Annotated in this window: 13 protein-coding genes; 4 read left to right on the plus strand and 9 right to left on the minus strand. The window is 42.1% G+C overall.

Features of this window, described 5'->3' with window-relative positions:
• Positions 1–99: 99 nt before the first annotated feature.
• Positions 100–1,116 carry a helix-turn-helix transcriptional regulator gene (locus CRO21_RS10390; protein WP_378234931.1) on the plus strand — a complete coding sequence of 339 codons (1,017 nt, stop codon included), beginning with the start codon at positions 100–102 and terminating at the stop codon, positions 1,114–1,116.
• A gap of 82 nt (positions 1,117–1,198) precedes the next feature.
• The gene (gene gcvH, locus CRO21_RS10395; protein WP_097079249.1) at positions 1,199–1,573 is read left to right on the plus strand and encodes a glycine cleavage system protein GcvH; all 375 of its coding nucleotides are present in this window, start codon (positions 1,199–1,201) and stop codon (positions 1,571–1,573) included.
• A 76-nt stretch (positions 1,574–1,649) separates the two neighbouring features.
• Here gcvH and CRO21_RS10400 read toward each other — a convergent pair whose 3' ends face one another.
• The 9 genes from CRO21_RS10400 to CRO21_RS10440 all read right to left on the minus strand — a co-directional run bounded on the left by CRO21_RS10400 (position 1,650) and on the right by CRO21_RS10440 (position 15,051).
• Positions 1,650–2,447 carry a copper resistance protein B gene (locus tag CRO21_RS10400; protein WP_097079250.1) on the minus strand — a complete coding sequence of 266 codons (798 nt, stop codon included), beginning with the start codon at positions 2,445–2,447 and terminating at the stop codon, positions 1,650–1,652.
• Positions 2,434–4,332: a copper resistance system multicopper oxidase gene (locus CRO21_RS10405; RefSeq protein WP_097079251.1), complete on the minus strand. Its 1,899-nt coding sequence runs from the start codon at positions 4,330–4,332 to the stop codon at positions 2,434–2,436. The genes CRO21_RS10400 and CRO21_RS10405 overlap by 14 nt, the downstream gene beginning before the upstream one ends.
• 41 nt (positions 4,333–4,373) lie before the next feature.
• On the minus strand, positions 4,374–4,835 hold the full coding sequence (locus CRO21_RS10410; RefSeq protein WP_141398131.1) for a hypothetical protein: 462 nt from the start codon (positions 4,833–4,835) through the stop codon (positions 4,374–4,376).
• Positions 4,836–4,940: 105 nt separating this feature from the next.
• Positions 4,941–6,188 (minus strand): NADH:flavin oxidoreductase/NADH oxidase family protein, encoded by a 1,248-nt coding sequence (locus CRO21_RS10415; RefSeq protein ID WP_097079253.1) that lies wholly within the window; start codon positions 6,186–6,188, stop codon positions 4,941–4,943.
• Positions 6,189–6,344: 156 nt separating this feature from the next.
• A complete protein-coding gene (locus CRO21_RS10420) occupies positions 6,345–7,973 on the minus strand; it encodes an ABC transporter ATP-binding protein (RefSeq protein ID WP_097079254.1) in 1,629 nt (542 codons plus the stop codon).
• Positions 7,948–8,961 (minus strand): ABC transporter permease, encoded by a 1,014-nt coding sequence (locus CRO21_RS10425; RefSeq protein ID WP_097079255.1) that lies wholly within the window; start codon positions 8,959–8,961, stop codon positions 7,948–7,950. The genes CRO21_RS10420 and CRO21_RS10425 overlap by 26 nt, the downstream gene beginning before the upstream one ends.
• The gene (locus CRO21_RS10430; protein WP_097079256.1) at positions 8,961–10,028 is read right to left on the minus strand and encodes a microcin C ABC transporter permease YejB; all 1,068 of its coding nucleotides are present in this window, start codon (positions 10,026–10,028) and stop codon (positions 8,961–8,963) included. Before CRO21_RS10430 ends, CRO21_RS10425 begins: the two co-directional genes overlap by 1 nt.
• Before the next feature lie 41 nt (positions 10,029–10,069).
• Positions 10,070–11,914, minus strand: coding sequence for an extracellular solute-binding protein (locus tag CRO21_RS10435; protein WP_097079257.1), 1,845 nt, complete (start codon positions 11,912–11,914; stop codon positions 10,070–10,072).
• A gap of 17 nt (positions 11,915–11,931) precedes the next feature.
• A complete protein-coding gene (locus CRO21_RS10440; RefSeq protein ID WP_097079258.1) occupies positions 11,932–15,051 on the minus strand; it encodes a LysM peptidoglycan-binding domain-containing protein in 3,120 nt (1,039 codons plus the stop codon).
• A gap of 259 nt (positions 15,052–15,310) precedes the next feature.
• Here CRO21_RS10440 and dnaQ point away from each other — a divergent pair, with 259 nt between their 5' ends.
• Entirely contained in the window at positions 15,311–16,750 is a 1,440-nt protein-coding gene (dnaQ, locus tag CRO21_RS10445; protein WP_097079259.1) for a DNA polymerase III subunit epsilon, read from the plus strand.
• Between the two features lie 178 nt (positions 16,751–16,928).
• The gene (locus tag CRO21_RS10450) at positions 16,929–18,584 is read left to right on the plus strand and encodes a chemotaxis protein (RefSeq protein WP_097079260.1); all 1,656 of its coding nucleotides are present in this window, start codon (positions 16,929–16,931) and stop codon (positions 18,582–18,584) included.
• Positions 18,585–18,587 lie beyond the last annotated feature (3 nt).

Below are 18,587 nucleotides of genomic sequence, written 5' to 3' on the forward strand. Positions count from 1 at the left end.
ACAATATGGTTGTCATTCATATTTTGCTCATGGCATTATGAATCCACGACAAGATGTTATCGTGATTGGTTCTGCAATTACATTGTATAGGATATTAAAATGGCGACATTGCACCCAGACCAAGGTATTCCAGGTGTATATGGCTTACTTTTGCTTGATGTGGTTTCTCGTTGGGGCTACAACGATGTTTCATTATTTGAACCTTCTGGCTTAACCAGTGAGCAACTGGCGCATCCTGATAGGCGTATTCCGGTGGATGTTGCCAATGCACTGGTAGAACGTGCACTACAACTGACCAGTGAATACAGTCTGGCTTATCATCTGGGTACACAGATGCGCATTTCTATTCACGGTTTTATCGGTTATGCCATCATGACCGCCACCAATACTACAGATGCACTGGCGCTAGCTTCCCGTTTTATTCAGTTACGCATGCCATTTTTACAGCTTTATTTTTCGACTTTTGGTGACAAAGCCACCATCGAACTAAAATGTAATATCGACCTGCAACCCTTACGCAATGAAATTATTATCGCCTTAACCATTGGTATCCATACCATGGCAAAAGCCTTAACAGGTGTGGAAATCAGCTCGGAAATTGATTTCGACTTTGATATGCCCAAAGGATTTGAACGCTATCTTGAACGTCTAAATTCCAAAGTACGTTTTAATCAGCCGCATTTAATTGCAAGTTTTGATAAAAAATATTTAGGTCTGGAGATGGTACATGCCGATCCAATTTCCAGTCAGATTGCCATTAATCAGTGTGAAGCCGAACTGTCAGCACTGGGTGAGCGTCGTCGTATTTCCATGCGGGTACGTGACATTCTCAGCCATCACGAGCAAGTCCATCTGGGAATTGAAGCAGTGGCAGAACAGCTTTGTATGTCAGACCGCACCTTAAAACGCCAGCTTGCCTCAGAAGGCACTTCCTTCTCAACCATTGTCGATGAAGTACGTTATCGCCGCGCGACCTCCCTGCTTTCACGTACCGATTATAGTCTGGAACAAATTGCCGACGAACTCGGTTATTCTGATGTAGCGAATTTCAGTCGTGCCTTTAAACGCTGGAGTGGTCGCAGCCCAAGCAATTGGCGTAAAGATCCATATTTATAGCAGATAAAATCATTTGCTTTTTTGGGATAACATTGTATAAAGCGTCATAAGATATCGCTAATAACCGCATTAAGGAAAATTTATGCAACATCCAGATAATTTACGTTATGCAAAAACACATGAATGGGTTCGTATCGAAGGCGATCTTATCGTGACCGGAATTAGTGATCATGCACAGGATGCGTTGGGTGATCTGGTATATGTTGAAGCGCCTGATGTTGGACAAGAACTGACTGCCGGTGAACAAGCCGGTGTCGTCGAATCGGTAAAAACCGCATCCGATATTCATGCCCCTGTATCGGGTGTGGTCGTTGAGATCAATACTGTACTTGAAGATGATCCGGAAAAAGTAAATGAAGACCCATATGGCGAAGGCTGGATTTATAAAATTAAACCGCACAATATTGCCGATATAGACAATTTATTATCCAACAAGGATTATGAAACCGGTTTATAACTGGATTTAAACGATATATCAATACCTTCCCGCAATGAGAAGGTATTGCATCATCTCGATATTAAAATATTCTGAATTAAAACTTAAACAGAATTCCTACGCCGTAAAGTCCCGTATCTTTATCACTTGGCTGTTCCGATTTCAATCCCTTGTCATAACGATATGAAAACTCGATATAGGGCATCACCTGCTTAGAAAGCTCATAGCGTGTTTGTAGTCCGACATTCAACTCTGTTAAGCCTGAACGTCTGGCATAGGGACTATTATCTTGAATGCTTACTGTGGCATCAATAAAAGGTTGTGTAATCAGTTTCTGGGTGAGCAGGATATCTCTTGAACTTTCCAGAATCAGACTAATCCGATCATTGGATGCAATTTCAACATAGGCATCCGTTTCAAAGAAATATGGTGCCAAACCATGCACACCAATAATTGCGGCATTTGTCGAACGATCTAGGTTTCGATCTTTGACATGTTTAATTCCGGTTTGAATATCCCAGAACTCAGATAACAAGCGACTATATAAAAGCGATACATCATAATCCGCTGATGCTGATTCTGCCCGATTAACATGAGATTTAAGATACAGCTTGTTCTCATCTGTCCCGATCCAATATTTTAGTGCAGATTTCAATTGACCTTGTCTATCATCATCGACAAGCCATTTATTATCCAACTCGATCAATTGATAGATTTCATTGCCATGTTGATGCATATTTTGTCCATCATTTGCAATTACATTGGAATGCTTATGCAATTGAATAGAACTCATATCTGTCTCAGATGCATAAATGAGTGAAGAAGATAAAATAGTCAACAAACCAATACTGATCAAATTGAGTCTAGCAGTCATGGCAAATTTAATGATGTGCATGATGATCTCCTTGATTCATATCAGAATGTGCAGCAGGCTCGATCTCTGTTGCTGCGACATTTGCAACAATCAGTTTATTCATCATTCCGGCAGTCATGTGATAGAGCAAATGACAATGAATCGCCCATTCACCCAACTCATCAGCTGTCAATAAAGCTGTCACGGTCTGATTTGGAGGAACAATCAAGGTATGTTTATTGGGTAAATCCTGTGCTGCCTGTCCATTTTCCAGTTGCACGAACATGCCATGTAAATGCATCGGATGTGCCATCATACTGTCATTAATAAATTTCAGACGAATACGTTCACCATATTTCACCTGAATCGGTTTGGCCTGATTAAATTTGTCGCCATTCATGGTCCAGATATAACGTTCCATAGAACCACTCAGATGAATCACGATTTCACGTTCTGGTGCTCGGGTATCAGTTTGCGGATGTAAGGCTTTTAAATCTGCATATTGCAAAGCCTTATGCCCCTGTGGTGTGGATGCATTTGCCCAGCCTTCAACTGTCAGTTGCTGTTGAACTGTTCCCATTTCTGCTTCAACAGCATGCGTATGGTTTGGCGTTTGTTGTATATTCTGATTAAGATCATGCGTATGGGGTGAAGAAGGTTCAGACATACTCGACATATGGTCATGCATCATGCCCATATTACTCATGTCATGCCTATGCTCGCTATTCTGAGGCATTTGTGCATGCATATGATTCATATTTTCCGAGCTTTCTACTGTCTGCTGATCTCCTGTTTGCTTTTCTACATCAGTAAAGTGCTGTGAATGATCCTCAGCATCATGCTGCATGTTCGGCATTGGCATATCTTGCATCGACAACAATGCGCGGGGACGATGCTGTGGCATCGCCAAGGTTTTGGCTGTACTATTGTTTTGCAGCAAATTTGCCAGTGCAAAACCGCTGCGATCAATGGATTCCGCCTGAATTTGATATTGGAGGTCCTGCGGTGCAACAATCACATCATAGGTTTCTGCTGTGCCAATACGGAACTCATCGACTGTTACAGGTTGTACTGCCTGCCCATCTGCACTGACCACCGTCATTTTTAAACCCGGAATCCGCACATCAAAAAATGACATTGCTGAAGCATTGATAAAGCGCAAACGGATTTTTTCACCAGCATTAAATTTGCTAGTCCAGTTCTGTGTAGGGGTTTTACCATTGACCAAAAAGGTATAGCCTGTGACATCAGATAAATCGGTTTTTAACATCCGCATCTGACTCCACATCTTGCGATCCTGCCATGTATTTGCCAAACCCTTTTGTTTGACCTGACGCAGCACATCAAATAGTGTTTCTCTTTGATTTTGATAATATTCTGCTGATTTTTTTAGATTATTCATGATGCTCTCACCACTTGATAAGTGAAAGTCAGACAACATGACGATCTGATCCTGTTCACTATGTTCATCATGGCTCAGGGGTATTTTGCCTTTAGGATAGACAATAAAAGCGCCATATAGCCCATCCTGCTCCTGTCCCTTACTGTGTGCATGATACCAATAGGTACCATTTTGCCGAATCTTAAAGCGATAAGTAAATTCGCCTTGTGGCTTAATTCCTTGGAACTGATTAAATCCCGGTACACCATCCATCAATCCCGGCAATAACAAACCATGCCAGTGAATTGAACTGTCCTGATTTTTAAGCTGATTATGCACCACAATCACTGCATCATCACCTTCTTCAAAGAATAAAGTGGGTGCCGGAAATTGCCCGTTGACGGTAATTTTATTTGTTGCTTGTCCTGTGATATGAATACTTTGTTCTGCAATCGTAAGATGATATTCCCGAACCGCAGACCATGACCACTGTGCCATGCAGAGGCAATATATCGCCAGCAACATGGATAAAAATTTAATTTGCATCACTTTTTACCTTAATCTGTTAATTTTTAAAATTGATTTGATTAAGATAAGATTTTTGGTGGGCGTAACAGTGGGATATTGGGCTGTTGAATATATTGCGAACGATAATGAGAGTTGAATATGCTATCCGGATTGATTTTAAGACTTAGATCCAATGCATGATGTAATGGATAAAAATAAAATGCATTCATCTGACAATGCCACTGCGCACAATCCTGACAAGCTACCTGATGGTGGTTGCTCTGTTGCTGGATTGCCTGTTCATTTGACACCTGATCTGCTTGTCCATGACAATCGGGCATGGCCCTATGATTATGCTGCTGATCTACTTGTTTACTGGCTGAATCATGGCAATGCACTTGCGCATGATGCATATGCCTTTGCTGCGTAAGCGGCTGATGCACAGCCTGCATACTGATGATATTGACTTGTGCATAGACCTGACTCATCAGCATAGCCAGCGCCATAAAAAACAACATATAAGACTGATGACACTTGTTCATCCGGAAAGTCATATCAGTATAAAATGCAAAAACATTACCCCAAGCATAACAGCCATTCTCCTGAAAATAAACCTGGAATGACTGAAAGATGGGCTATTTTACAGTTTATGCCGATGCCTTACGTGAGTTTAATTGTCCAGAAATCACTGTACCAATGTTGCGCCGGGCATAATGAAACAGTACTTTTAATGGTGATAACTGCGGATTTGGTTGTCGCCCACGGGCAATGGTCTTAAACTGTGCCGCATACCAGATAATTTCCATAATGGCCATTTTGTCGATTAATGCAATGCCGGTTTTAATCGGTTTGACTGCATATTTAACATCCTGACCATTGAGTAATTGATTTGCCAACTGTGGTTCAACTGCAAATGGACGAGCAATCCCTATGAAATCACATGCCCCGCTTGCCAATGCATCGTTCATGCCTTTGACGGTACGGAAACCACCAGTGACCATCAATGGACAACTCACCTGTCCACGGATTAATTCGGCAAATTCCAGAAAATAAGCTTCACGGGCGATGCTGCTCTGTTTGCGTTTTTCTGCCTTTGCCCCTGCCATTGCAGGTGCTTCGTAGGTTCCACCGGAAATTTCAATAAAATCAATTCCTGCTGCCGAAATGGCTTTGGTCACTTCAATCGCATCATGTTCACTAAAGCCTCCGCGTTGAAAATCTGCGGAATTGAGTTTTACTGCGATAATAAAATCATCACCTGTTTGTTTGCGCACTTCATGATAAATTTCCAGTAAGAAACGCATACGATTTTCAATACCACCGCCCCATTGATCTTGACGAACATTGGTCAATGGCGACAAGAACTGACTGATTAAATAGCCATGTGCACCATGCAATTGTATGCCTTCAAATCCGGCAAGTTTTGCCAGACGGGCTGATTCACCAAAGCGGCGGATAATGTCCAGAATTTCTGTTTCGGTTAATGCTCTGGGTGTGGCAAAGGTGGTGGATAAGGTTGAAGAAAATGCAACCGCAGAAGGCGCAACTGTTTCCCGATTCAAGCCTCGTGGACATTGACGACCAGGATGCGAAAGCTGTAACAACTGGATCATGCCATATCGTTTACCGACATCCGCCCATTGTTTTAACAGCGCCATATCCCGCTCATTTTCAAGCACGACCACACCGGGCTCATTTTTTGCTCTGGCATCAACCATGACATTGCCTGCGATGGCACAACCTAGGCCACCTTTTGCCCAGACTTCATATAATCCAATATGATCGGCATTGGGTTGACCCAAATCATTGGCCAAAGCCTCACTCATTGATGCCTTGATAATACGATTTTTAAAAGTATTAGCACGAATCTTCAGTTGATCTTGTAGTTTTACCATGTCGATTCCCTATAAATATTTGCTGTTAGTGCTTCCTAGAGCACTGGCGCTGATGGCTGTGTGTTCGGTGATGATGCTTCTCTATCCATCAAATTTACAATTTAGAGCAATTACTCTACAGAATATATAGTCATGATGCAACAAGTATTTGACAATTCACATTGTCAAAAGACTCGCTTCAATCAGTTTTTGTGTATAAGTATCTTGTGGTTGTGAAAATAATTGTGCCGTGTGCTGAAATTCCACCATTTTGCCATGATGAAGTACCAAAATGCGCTGGCATAATGCCCTCACCACCGCTAGGTCATGACTAATAAATAGATAACTAAACTGAAATTCTTGCTGTAATGTGCGCAGTAATTTTACCATTGCACGTTGTGTGGTTCGATCCAGTGCCGATGTAGCCTCATCCAGGATAATCAGTTTCGGACGTAAAATTAAGGCTCGCGCCAATGCTACCCGCTGCCGCTGCCCACCTGACAATTCATGGGGATAACGACCGGAAAAATGTGCAGGCAAATCGACCCGCTGCAACACTTCCTCTACTTTCACTGAGATTTCAGATTTCGCAACACCTTGAATTTCTAAGCCTTCCCCAACAATCTGCTCGACATTCATTCTGGGATTGAGGCTGCTAAACGGATCCTGAAAGACAATCTGGAATTGATGCCGATAAGGTCGCAAATATTTTTCTGACAATTGGTTAAGCCGCAGATTTTCAAGCTGAATTTTCCCGTCACTGTCGATCAAGCGGGCAATTGCCAGCGCCAAAGAGGTTTTTCCGGAACCACTTTCTCCCACAATCCCAATCGACTCACCCTGTTTTAAATCCAGTGTGATGGGTTCAACCGCCACCACATAATCCTTGATACGATTGAATAGACCTGTTTTAATCGGATAACGCACCTGTAGATCGGTTAATTGCAACACGGTATGCTGCGAATCCACCTGTAATGCCTCACCAAAATCATGATCCAATAAATTTTTAGTATAAGTATCTTGAGGATTGTTGAAAATAGCCTGAGTCAATCCCTGTTCTTTAACAAAACCTTTTTGCATCACGATCACCTGATCAGAAAAGCGTCCAACCAGTTTTAAATCATGGCTAATCAGGATCATGGCCATGTTACGTTGTTGCTGCAAGGATTTTAGCAGTTGCAACACCTGTTCCTGCAAGGTGACATCAAGCGCAGTGGTCGGTTCATCGGCAATCAGAATCTCCGGATCAAGTGCCAGTGCCATGGCAATCATGACTCGTTGCCGTTGACCACCAGACAGCTCATGCGGATAGCGCTTTAATTTTTGTTCTGGATCGGGAATACCCACATCAGACAATAATGCAATGACACGCTGCCTGACTTGTTGCGTGGATAAACCCTGTAAAAGCAGGGATTCACCAATCAATTTTTCCACCCGATGTAAAGGATTAAGTGCCGTCATCGGTTCCTGAAAAATCATGGCAATTTTCTGTCCACGAATATGCTGCCATTTTTGTTGATTAAATTGAGATAAATCTTGATGATCAAGTTTGATCTGTCCGGATACGGTCAGATTGGCAGGTAATAATCCCAAGATGGCAAGACTAGTGATGGATTTGCCCGAACCACTTTCCCCGACGATGGCAAGCGTTTGACCACGATGTAGCTCAAAACTCAAATCGTGCACCAGCGTATGCTGCTCATTCTGAATTTTTAACTGTTCAACATGTAATAACGCAGTTTCGGCTGAGATGTTGTCCTGCATTTGATTATTCTGAGCCTTAGCGTTGTCTTGGATCGAATGCATCTCGTGTGGCCTCACCGATATAGATTAATAATGATAAAACAATCGCCAGGGTAAAAAATCCCGACAATGCCAGCCATGGTGCATTTAAATTGGTTTTGCCCTGTTCCAGCAATTCGCCCAGTGAAGCAATATCTGGTGGCAAGCCATAGCCAAGAAAATCCAGTGCCGTTAAAGCTGTAATATTGGCAGTAAGTAAGAACGGCAATTGCGACAAGGTCGAACTCAGCGCATTGGGTAAAATATGACGAAAAATAATTTTTCGGTCGGATACGCCAAGTGCTCTTGCAGCGCGAATATAATCAAAATTTCTAGCGCGTAAAAACTCGGCACGCACCAGTCCCACCAAAGCTGTCCAGCCAAAAAACAGCATGATCACAAAAAGCCAATATACACTGGGCGTAAACATACTCACCAGAATAATCACCATAAACAGCTGTGGCAAACCACCCCATACTTCTAAAATACGCTGTCCGCCAAGATCAATCCAGCCGCCATAATAGCCTTGAATTGCACCAATCGATATGCCGATTAGCGCAGAAGCAGCGGTGAGGAAAATACCAAAAAGCAGCGAAATACGTAGTCCGTAAATCACCCGTGCCAATACATCACGCCCCTGATCATCCGTCCCAAGCCAGTTTTGTGCAGTAGGCTTGGAGGGTACCGGTACGCTTAATTGTAAATTGGGTGTGTCATAAGAAAACGGAATAATCGGATTGAGCATCCAGCCATCTGCTTGGATCAATTGTTGTACCACAGGATCCTTATAATCTGCCTCGGTTTCGAACACACCGCCAAACGTTGTTTCCGGATAAGTTTTTAACACCGGAACGTAGAGCTGATTTTTATAGGACACCACAATCGGTTTATCATTGGCAATCAATTCTGCACACATGGAAATGACAAAAATAATGGCAAAGATCGCTAGGCAGAACATACCCAGTTTATTTTGCTTAAAACGATGAAGCCGTTGCTGCATGACTGGTGACATTATTTTGCTCCCCGTGTTTCAAAATCAATGCGGGGATCAATGATCTGATACATCACATCACTGATCAGTCTTAATACCAAACCTAACAGGGTAAAAATAAATAGCGTCCCGAAAATCACCGGATAATCCCGCTGAGTAATGGCCTCAAAGCCCAACAAACCAATGCCGTCCAGATTAAAAATAATTTCCACGAATAAATTACCGACAAAGAAAATCCCGATCAATGCTTCGGGTAATCCGGCAATCACAATCAACATGGCATTACGAAAAACATGCCCATACAACACCCGATTTTCACTTAAACCTTTGGCACGTGCAGCAAGTACATATTGCTTGGATAACTCGTCCATAAATGAGTATTTGGTTAAATAAGTCAGTCCGGCAAAACCACCCAGCACCATGGTCAAAAGAGGTAAAGCCATATGCCAGAAATAATCTTTAACTTTTGCCAAAGGACTCAGTTGGGAAAAGTTTTCCGACACCAGACCTTGTAGTGGGAACCACTGAAAATAAGAGCCGCCGGCAAAAAAAACGATCAATAATACCCCAAATACAAATGTCGGTACGGCATAACCAATCGCCAATAATAAAGAGGTGCTTTTATCAAACAACAAGCCATGTGCTTTGGCCTTTTTGATACCAAGTGGAATCGACACCAGATAAATCAGCAAAGTACTCCACAATCCTAGCGAAATTGTGACAGGAAATTTTTCATAAATCAGTTGGGTTACGGGTTTATCTTTAAAAAAGCTGGTGCCAAAATCAAAACTTAAATAGCCTTTTAACATTTGCCAGAAACGTTCATGTGCAGGTTTGTCAAAACCGTATTGTTTTTTTATTTCCTCAACCATTTCCGGACTTAGACCACGGGCACCCTGATAATTACTTTCCACGGCAACAGTTTCGCCTCCCTTATTGCCGTTAATGCCCTGTAAAGATTCTGCTTGTTGAATGGCCTGTTCCACCGGACCACCCGGTGCAATTTGCACAATCACAAAATTAATCAATAAAATAATAAACAGGGTCGGAATAATCAGTAGCAAGCGTTTTAAAATATAGGTTCCCATGTGCTACTCCTTAACAAAATTCCCGGAAGAAAATCATGCCATTATTGTCGTTTTAGATATTGGTTAACTTTTTGTGCCTTGGCCGGATTCACCCACCAGTAGTTTAAACCGACACCCAATTTGGGCTGAACTGCCGGATAATCGTACATGTCCCAGAATGCATACCAGTCCTCCCCTTTGCCATAAGTCAAAATCTGATAATAGCCGGCACGCAGCAAGCGATCGAGTACCTTGGTGTTGGTCACCAGTTCTTCACGATGCTGGGAACGAATGATCCGGTTGATGATGGCATCGATCACCGGATCTTTGACCCCGGCATAATTATAATTACCCTGCTCATCAGCCGATTGGCTACTCCAGAAACGTGCCTGTTCATTTCCCGGGGTTAGCGATTGCGGCATCACATCGGTGGTAATGTCATAATCATAATTCTTTTTGCGCTCGATATATTGCGGTACATCCACTTTACGCACCGTGATGGTAATCCCAAGTTTTTTGAGATTACGTACAAAAGGCATCAGTGTCCGCTCCAGACCGTCCTGATGAATTAAAAATTCAAAACGAATAACCTTGCCTTGTTTATCCAGCAATTGTCCTTGCGGGTTATAGCGATAGCCTTTATTGAGCAACATTTGCCGTGCCACCATTAAATTATAACGATTAAATCCACTGGCATCAGATACCGGATACTTCCAGTCGATTAAAACGCCGCGTTTCACCACAGGTGCAAGTTGATTCAAATAGGGATTTAATACTTTTAATTCCGCCGCAGAGGGTTTGCCAGTTGCCGCAAGCTCACTATTGTCAAAAAAACTTTGCAGACGCTTATATTTTCCATAAAACAGCGCTTTATTTTGCCATTCAAAATCATAGGCATAACTTAGAGCTTGTCGAAAGAAAATATCATCCAGCGGCTTACGACGAGAATTTAAAATAAAACTTTGCGTCGGAATTGGATTATGATGCTGAAATTCTATTTTTTTAATCAATCCAGCATTTGCGGCATTAAAGGTATATTCGGTTGCCCAGCGACGTGACACATATTCAGTCTGAAAGGTATATTGCCCTGTCTTAAATCCTTCAAAAGCAATATCCAACGTGCGGTAATAGACATATTTAATCTGATTAAAATTATAAGCGCCTTTATTGACCATCACATCCTTGCCCCAATAATTTGGATTACGTTTGTAGGTGATAGAACGTCCAGCATCAATTTTGTCGACCAGATATGGGCCACTGCCCATCGGGGCTTGCATAGTGACTCGAGTAAAATCCTTATTTTTTAAATCTTTTTCAGAAAATATTGAAATATCAGATACAATCAGTGGCATTTCTTTATTGTCATCCGATTTAAAATCAAAGCGCACGTCATATTTTGATAAAGCTTTAATATCTTCAACTTCGGAAAAATAAATGCGTAGTCCCGGTGCACCCTCACTCAGTAATTTTTTAAAAGTATATACCACATCCTGAGCGGTCACAGGCGAACCGTCGCTAAATCTGGCTTTGGGATTTAAATGGAAAATCACATATTTGGGCTTATCAGGATCGTAAGTTGCACTGGTGGCAAGCATGGGATACATCACCCCGGGTTCATCCAGAGAAGACGACATCAGCTTGTCATACAGAAATTGCACCCCATCGGCAGGCGATCCCTTACCATTCATACTGTTGAAATTGTCAAATGTCCCTGTCGCAGGCAGAACAATACTACCACCGATGGGTGCTTTGGGATTGGCATAAGGCAAAACCGAAGCATTCGCATACAAAGGTTTTTCATCCAAACTAATGTAATTAAACGTTTGTACCGCAGCATAGGCTTGACTCATTATCATCATGCCTATGGTGACGGTTAACAGCTGTCCAAAGCGTATTTGCAATCCCATTATGTCCCCGAATGCTTTTATTTATTTGGTACGGTGATGGTTTGTCCTAATTGTAACTGACTATTCGGCTTAAGGTTATTCATGTCGGCCAATTCCTCTGTAGAAATGCCATAATTTCTGGCTAAACGAATCAGGCTGTCACCACTTTTCACCTTATAACTGGCTGTTAATTTCGGCACATTTAATTTCTGTCCGACACGTAAAGAGGCATTCGATTTCAGTTTATTTAAATCCGCAAGATCTCCAACTGACACACCATAACGATTGGCAATAGCAGTCAGACTTTCACCAGATTTTACACTATAACTTTCTGTTGCACCTTTAAACCCGCCAGTTGTATTGTTACTTGTATTGCTGACTTCAACTTGTGACGATTTACTCTCTCTACTGTTGTCTTGTGGTGTGGCAGGGTGTTTTTGACCTTGAAGTTTAAGCGTGGCACCACGGGCAACGCGTGTATTGCTGCTTAAACCATTAAGATCTGCCAACTCCTGTACAGTCAAATCAAACTTATTGGCAATACTGGTGAGTGTATCACCACTTTGTACCTTATAAGTAGATGGCTTTTCAGGTTCCTGTGCGGCCACTTTAAGTTTTTGACCGACAAAAATATTACTGTTTATGGTCAGATTATTAAGTGCCGCCAGTTCAGTCAGACTCATTTTATTTTTTTGTGCCACTGTACTTAAATAATCACCAGCAACCACGGTATAGGTCATGGTTCTAATATTGCTATTTACGCTGCTGTTACTATTGGTTCGTGGTTCCTGTCTGGCTGTATTGCGCTCTGTCTGAACAGTTTGTTTAGGGACATTAATTCTTTGACCAACCAATAAATTACTCGATGCGGTTAAATTAGGCGTTAACGCAGCAAGTTCGGCATTTGAAATATTGTAACGATCAGCAATCAGTTTTAAGTATTCGCCACGTTTTACCGTATAACTTTCGGTTTGGATCTCATCTACTTTGGTTTTATTCGCACTACTGGCTGGCGTATTTTTGCTGTCCGCAGCTTTAAAATTTTTCGGTTCGACCAGTGTTAAACTTTGTCCGCGGAGTAAATTACTGGTAACCGATAAATTATTCCACGCTGCCAGATCTTGAATACTGACATCAAACTGTTGTGAAACAGAAGTTAGGCTATCACCGGCTTTCACAACATATTTTTCAGTTCTATTTGCAGTTTTGGCTGTACTGATTTGCACCGGTTTAACATCATAGAGATATAATCTTGTCCCGACAAAAAGCGGACTTTCTGCATTAATCTGGTTCCATGTTGCAATATCGCGCCAGCTCACCCCATATTTGGCCGCAATGGTTGCCAAAGTATCACCAGATTGAACCGTATAGATATCTCGTTTGCCTTTGGGTGCAACCACTACCACTTCATCACGGGTTTCAAATGCTGGTTTCCCGGTATTTCGCGCAACCGCATCAGAATTGGTTTTACGCTCTGCATCTGCAACGGCTTTTGGATAAGCATAGGTAATTTTCACCTCCTCGCCTTTTTGTTCAGCGATAGACTGGCTACTTTGGATTGCTGTCAACCTGATCTTACCATCAAGTGGATCAACAATTTCTGTACCTTTTGGTGCAATTTTTTCAAGTTCCTGTACCACTTGTTGTCTTTCAACATCGCTTGGCGCTGGCTCTACAATCTTATCGACAATCTGGGTTTGTTTTGCACTAGACAAAGTAGCTGCTGATAGTGTGGTGTCATTGGCAATAATAGCTTTTTTCTCAGCATCGCTAATTGGGGGTTCAACTGCGATTTGTTTTACATTTGCCGCAGGCGTAATCGATACTGGCAAGCGTGGTGCACTTGGCACATCAGCATTTGCCGCAAATTGTGCCAGTGCCGAAGACCCTTTTGGAGTGGATTGTTTTAATACATTCGTGGCTTGAGTAATAACATTTGGACGAGTCGGCGCTGTTGTCGGTGCCGTAGTGGTCGTGCTAGATGGACTGCGGGTGGTCACTTGTGTGGTTACTGCACTACGTGTTGTCGTGCTTGCTGGTGGCAGTGTTGGCAACGGCGCACTACCGCCTGCCCATAAACCACCGGAACCAGAAACAGTTTTCATTTTTGCAATTTTATGATCGACTGTCGCATTCACATCATTGGGAATTAAAACCCGTCTAGGCGCCAATGGATCGGTATAATTGCCACGATGTGCAGGATTGAGTGCATATAATTCACCACGACTCACCCCCGTCAGTTGCGACAACTCATTTAAATCAATTGATCCCGGAATCTCCACTTCACGAAAATGGGGACGATTGGCAATTGGCGGTAAAGCCACGCCATACTGATGTGGTTTATTGATGATCTGTGCCACTGCAAGGAATCGTGGCACATAATTCATGGTTTCAGTAGGTAATTTTAACGACCAGTAATCTGTCGGTAACCCTGCTGCTTTATTACGGTTAATCGCCTGTTGAATCCGTCCGGGTCCGGCATTATAGGATGCCAGCGCCAACTCCCATGATCCAAATTGATTATAGAGACTGGTGAGATATTCATATGCCGCACGGGTGGATTCTACGACATCACGGCGGCCATCGTACAATTCACTTTGACGCAAGCCATAAATTTTCCCAGTACTTGGAATAAACTGCCATAAACCTGCCGCAGCCGCACTACTGGTTGCAGCCGGATCATAGGAACTTTCAATTACCGGTAACAACGCCAGCTCGGTTGGAATACCACGGCGTTCGGCTTCTTTTACTGTGTAATATAGATAACGGCTGGCACGGGCACTTAAACGGTCCAGATAAGGCTGTCGTGAAATAAACCAGCTACGTTGTGCATCGATACGCGGATTGTAAACATTCTGATTTAATTTAAAACCTACCGTCATGCGTTTCCAAACATCACCATGACGTAGAATTTGTAAGCGATCACTTTCAACAGCACGCATATCTGTTGCGTAAAGCAGATCTTCTAGGGCATCAAAACTGTCTGCATCAAGCAAATCGCCTTTGGAAACGGACTTGGTTTTGGAAACATGCCCATTTTGCGGTGTCGAAGTACAACCCGACAAAATCCCGATGGAAGCAATTGCAGCCGTTAAAAAAGAAAGTTTAAACGATTGATTTACTGCATTTTGCCATGCCAAAGCGGTTGGTTTAAGCATACGAAGTTCCAAAATAATTCTAAAGTCAAATAGGATAAAAACAGCATTGTAGATGACCCTGTCATCATTACAATGCAATTTTATGTATAGGTTTCGCCGCAAATGTTACAAGAAATTAAAAAAAATAAAACTGTAATGCGTAACTTTCAAGATTTATGTTTACAATATCCATTCAAATTTGAGAATACTTTAGCCTACAACGCAATCCTTTTATGGATGCTTAACAGCCCCTAGCCATTTTTAAGAAGATGATGTCGATATGGTAAATTTTGCGCAAGATTATACACTCTATGTTGATGGTGCCTGTCGAGGCAATCCCGGAATCGGTGGATGGGGTGTTTTAATCATTGATGCGCAAGCAAATAAACAGGAATTATTTGGTGGCGAAGCCGATACCACCAATAATCGCATGGAATTGACCGCGGCCATTGAAGGCATCAAAGCCAGTCCCAAGGATGCACACTTGGTGATCTATACCGATTCCTCTTATGTACAAAAAGGGATCACCGAATGGATCACAGGCTGGAAAGCAAAAAACTGGAAAAATGTTAAAAATCCGGATTTGTGGCAAAAACTTGATGCACTCTGTGAAAACCGTAACATTGACTGGCACTGGATTAAAGGACATGCTGGACATGAAGGTAATGAAGCCGCAGACCGTTTGGCAAATCTCGGTGCAGATAGTGCAACTAAAAAAAAACTGAGCAGTGACACAGGCAATAATATGAATAGCGAAAACACCAAGTCTGAAACAACACAGGACTGGCTTCTGGATGATCCATTTGGTCTTGATGAGACACCGGAAGAAGATTTGCTCGAATCTGAAATACTGTCCGAAACGGTGACTGATAACACTTTATCAACTGACGCTCAAGAGAAGCTTGAAGCCCCAATGATAGCAACTATACAGTCAAATCATTCGACTGTAATTGAGCCTGCACTTGCTGAGTTTATCAAGATTACTGATACCACTAATCCACAACACGGTGAACGCTTACTTATTCTTGATACCGAAACCACAGGTTTTTATTATCAGGATGGTGATCGAATTATCGAGGTTGGTGCGATTGAAATGATTAACCGGCGCTTAACTGGTAGTTCAATCCATATTTATATTAATCCACAGAAAAAAGTCGGAGAATCTGAAAATATTCACGGTTTAAGCGATGAGTTTCTGGCGGATAAACCAAAATTCAAACAAATCGCTACGGTGCTTTTCGACTACTTAAAAGGCGCTGAGATCGTTGCACATAATGCCACCTTTGATATGAACTTCCTGGATGCCGAATTCGACCGAGCCGGATTCGGAAAGTTGTCCAGTGTCTGTAGTGTGACCGATACCTTATTACTTGCCAAACGCAAGCATCCCGGCCAAAAAAATTCTCTTGATGCTTTAGTCCGTCGTTACGATATTCCGGCACGCGACCGTACCTTCCACGGCGCATTACTTGATGCGGAAATTCTCTCAGATGTCTATCTTGCCATGACTGGTGGTCAGGTCAGTCTGGATATTGATGAAAGTAATTATACGTCAGAAAGTTCCGAACAACAGGCGAAACGCCTATCTATTGAAATCGATATTCCATTGATCCTACCCCATCCAGAAGAACTGCAAGCACATGAGAACTGGATGCAAAAATTTGAAGAAAAAAATCAACAGCCTTGCCTGTTTGCACAAGCTATGAACAGTGAAAATTAAGGTGTAGATTAATCTCTAAACTCATCTCGAATAAACAATGACTCATAAGAGAAATTTGTAAAAAGCAGACTTTATCTTATTGAGATACAATGCTATTGTAACAACAGCGCTCGTCTATCCGTCATCGCAAGACTGGACGAGCAACAAAAATATATGAGCTAGAGAAAGGTGTAAGCCGATGTCATTCCAATCATCTTCACATTTTGATTCAACCACATTACTCATTGTTAAAACAGAAATAGACAACACCATAAAAAACGTTGAAGCCGGGGTAACAAGTTTAATCGAAGATGGTGCTTTACCTTTTGGCATTGATGATGCATTGGTCAATCTTGAGCAATGTTCACATGTGTTGAATTTAATTGACCAACGCTATATTGCACGACTGACCGAACTGGTGGCAAAAGTCATGCAAAAAGTCATTCAGGATTCGCAAAAATCACAGATTAAACAAACTGATGTTGAAGCCATGAGCGAAGCGACCAATATCATCAAACGCTATCTTGATTTTTTATGCATTCGGGAAACACGTGCACCTCAGTTTCTAATTCCGGTGATGAATAAACTGGAAATCGCATTAGATTTACCTTTAACCCGTGAAGGTATTTTCCTCAATACATTTCTAGAAACCCTGCAACCTAGTGTAAAATTCGATGCACCGGAAAATTTCCCTGCCAGCCAATATGTACTACGATTATATAAACTAAGTCTATTGCATATCCTACAGGATAAGGCAAGTGAGTTAGATTTCCGGGCGATGGCATTATGTGGCCACTATTTTGCGACTCAAGCGGTCGGCACACCATCTGCACAATACTGGCAATTTGTGTATCTGGCCCTTAAGCATCTTGATCACACCATTTTGACCGAACCGCGGCTACGTGTGCTGATCGCAATCGAGCGGCAAAGTACCACATTTGCCCAGTCTCCACGTTTCTTCTCTGCCACACAACACGATTTTGCCGATATTCTTGCCTTATGCTTAAGTCAGGATTCCGAAGTTTCGCAGGAAATTCGTGCACAGCTCGGTGTCTATGATGATGTTTTAAGTGATAGTCAACTTGAAGTATTAAGCCGCCAACTCTATGGACCAGATTTTGATACCATACAAACTGTTGTCGATTTACTTAGTCAAAAAATTACTGATGTGTCCAGCAAAATCGAAATGGGCTTGCATGTTGAAAGTGCCGAAGTCCGAGAAAACATTTATGATAATTTAAGCGAAGTGGCAAAAATTCTCGACGTCATCAATCTGAACGATGCAGCTCGACAATTACAACAACAAGCTGATCATATCCGTGATAATGCGGGTTTGACTGATCCGCAAAATGCAGATCGTTTGATGAATACCTTATTGTTTGCAACCAATTCCTTACAAATTTTAGAACGTAACTATACCCCTGTTCGCCTTAAGCTTAAATTTAATAATACCCAGATTACGCTGGCTAAAGTTGAAGAAGCACAAGACGCCTTATGTCATGAATCACGCTTAACACTGGCTAAAGTCTGTAATCAGGTCACGCAATACGCACAGGATCAAGACAATCATGGTTTGCAAACTTTAGCCGAGCAGTTACGTGAAGTCTCTGGGGCATTATTATTCCTTGAATCGAAACAAGGACATACTATTTTGCAAAAGGCAGCCAATCTCATTGAGCAAAACATTCTGCCAAACAACAAAATATTAACACTGGATCAATTAAGATTACTGGCCAATACCATTATTAGCGCAGACTTCTTTTTTGAACAAATGCAAAATAAACAGCCTTTGATTGAAAAAAGTTTGCAAGTAGGCGAACAAAGTATCATGACTTTAGAACAAGCGGTGGTATAACTC

This window comes from Acinetobacter puyangensis (assembly GCF_900096995.1).
Taxonomy (GTDB): Bacteria; Pseudomonadota; Gammaproteobacteria; order Pseudomonadales; family Moraxellaceae; genus Acinetobacter; species Acinetobacter puyangensis.

Bases quoted from the DNA above. Each gene is read 5' to 3' on its own strand.
- CRO21_RS10390 (WP_378234931.1), top strand. From the start codon at position 100: ATGGCGACATTGCACCCAGACCAAGGTATTCCAGGTGTATATGGCTTA.
- gcvH (WP_097079249.1), top strand. From the start codon at position 1,199: ATGCAACATCCAGATAATTTACGTTATGCAAAAACACATGAATGGGTT.
- CRO21_RS10400 (WP_097079250.1), bottom strand. From the start codon at position 2,447: ATGCACATCATTAAATTTGCCATGACTGCTAGACTCAATTTGATCAGT.
- CRO21_RS10405 (WP_097079251.1), bottom strand. From the start codon at position 4,332: ATGCAAATTAAATTTTTATCCATGTTGCTGGCGATATATTGCCTCTGC.
- CRO21_RS10410 (WP_141398131.1), bottom strand. From the start codon at position 4,835: ATGAACAAGTGTCATCAGTCTTATATGTTGTTTTTTATGGCGCTGGCT.
- CRO21_RS10415 (WP_097079253.1), bottom strand. From the start codon at position 6,188: ATGGTAAAACTACAAGATCAACTGAAGATTCGTGCTAATACTTTTAAA.
- CRO21_RS10420 (WP_097079254.1), bottom strand. From the start codon at position 7,973: ATGCATTCGATCCAAGACAACGCTAAGGCTCAGAATAATCAAATGCAG.
- CRO21_RS10425 (WP_097079255.1), bottom strand. From the start codon at position 8,961: ATGTCACCAGTCATGCAGCAACGGCTTCATCGTTTTAAGCAAAATAAA.
- CRO21_RS10430 (WP_097079256.1), bottom strand. From the start codon at position 10,028: ATGGGAACCTATATTTTAAAACGCTTGCTACTGATTATTCCGACCCTG.
- CRO21_RS10435 (WP_097079257.1), bottom strand. From the start codon at position 11,914: ATGGGATTGCAAATACGCTTTGGACAGCTGTTAACCGTCACCATAGGC.
- CRO21_RS10440 (WP_097079258.1), bottom strand. From the start codon at position 15,051: ATGCTTAAACCAACCGCTTTGGCATGGCAAAATGCAGTAAATCAATCG.
- dnaQ (WP_097079259.1), top strand. From the start codon at position 15,311: ATGGTAAATTTTGCGCAAGATTATACACTCTATGTTGATGGTGCCTGT.
- CRO21_RS10450 (WP_097079260.1), top strand. From the start codon at position 16,929: ATGTCATTCCAATCATCTTCACATTTTGATTCAACCACATTACTCATT.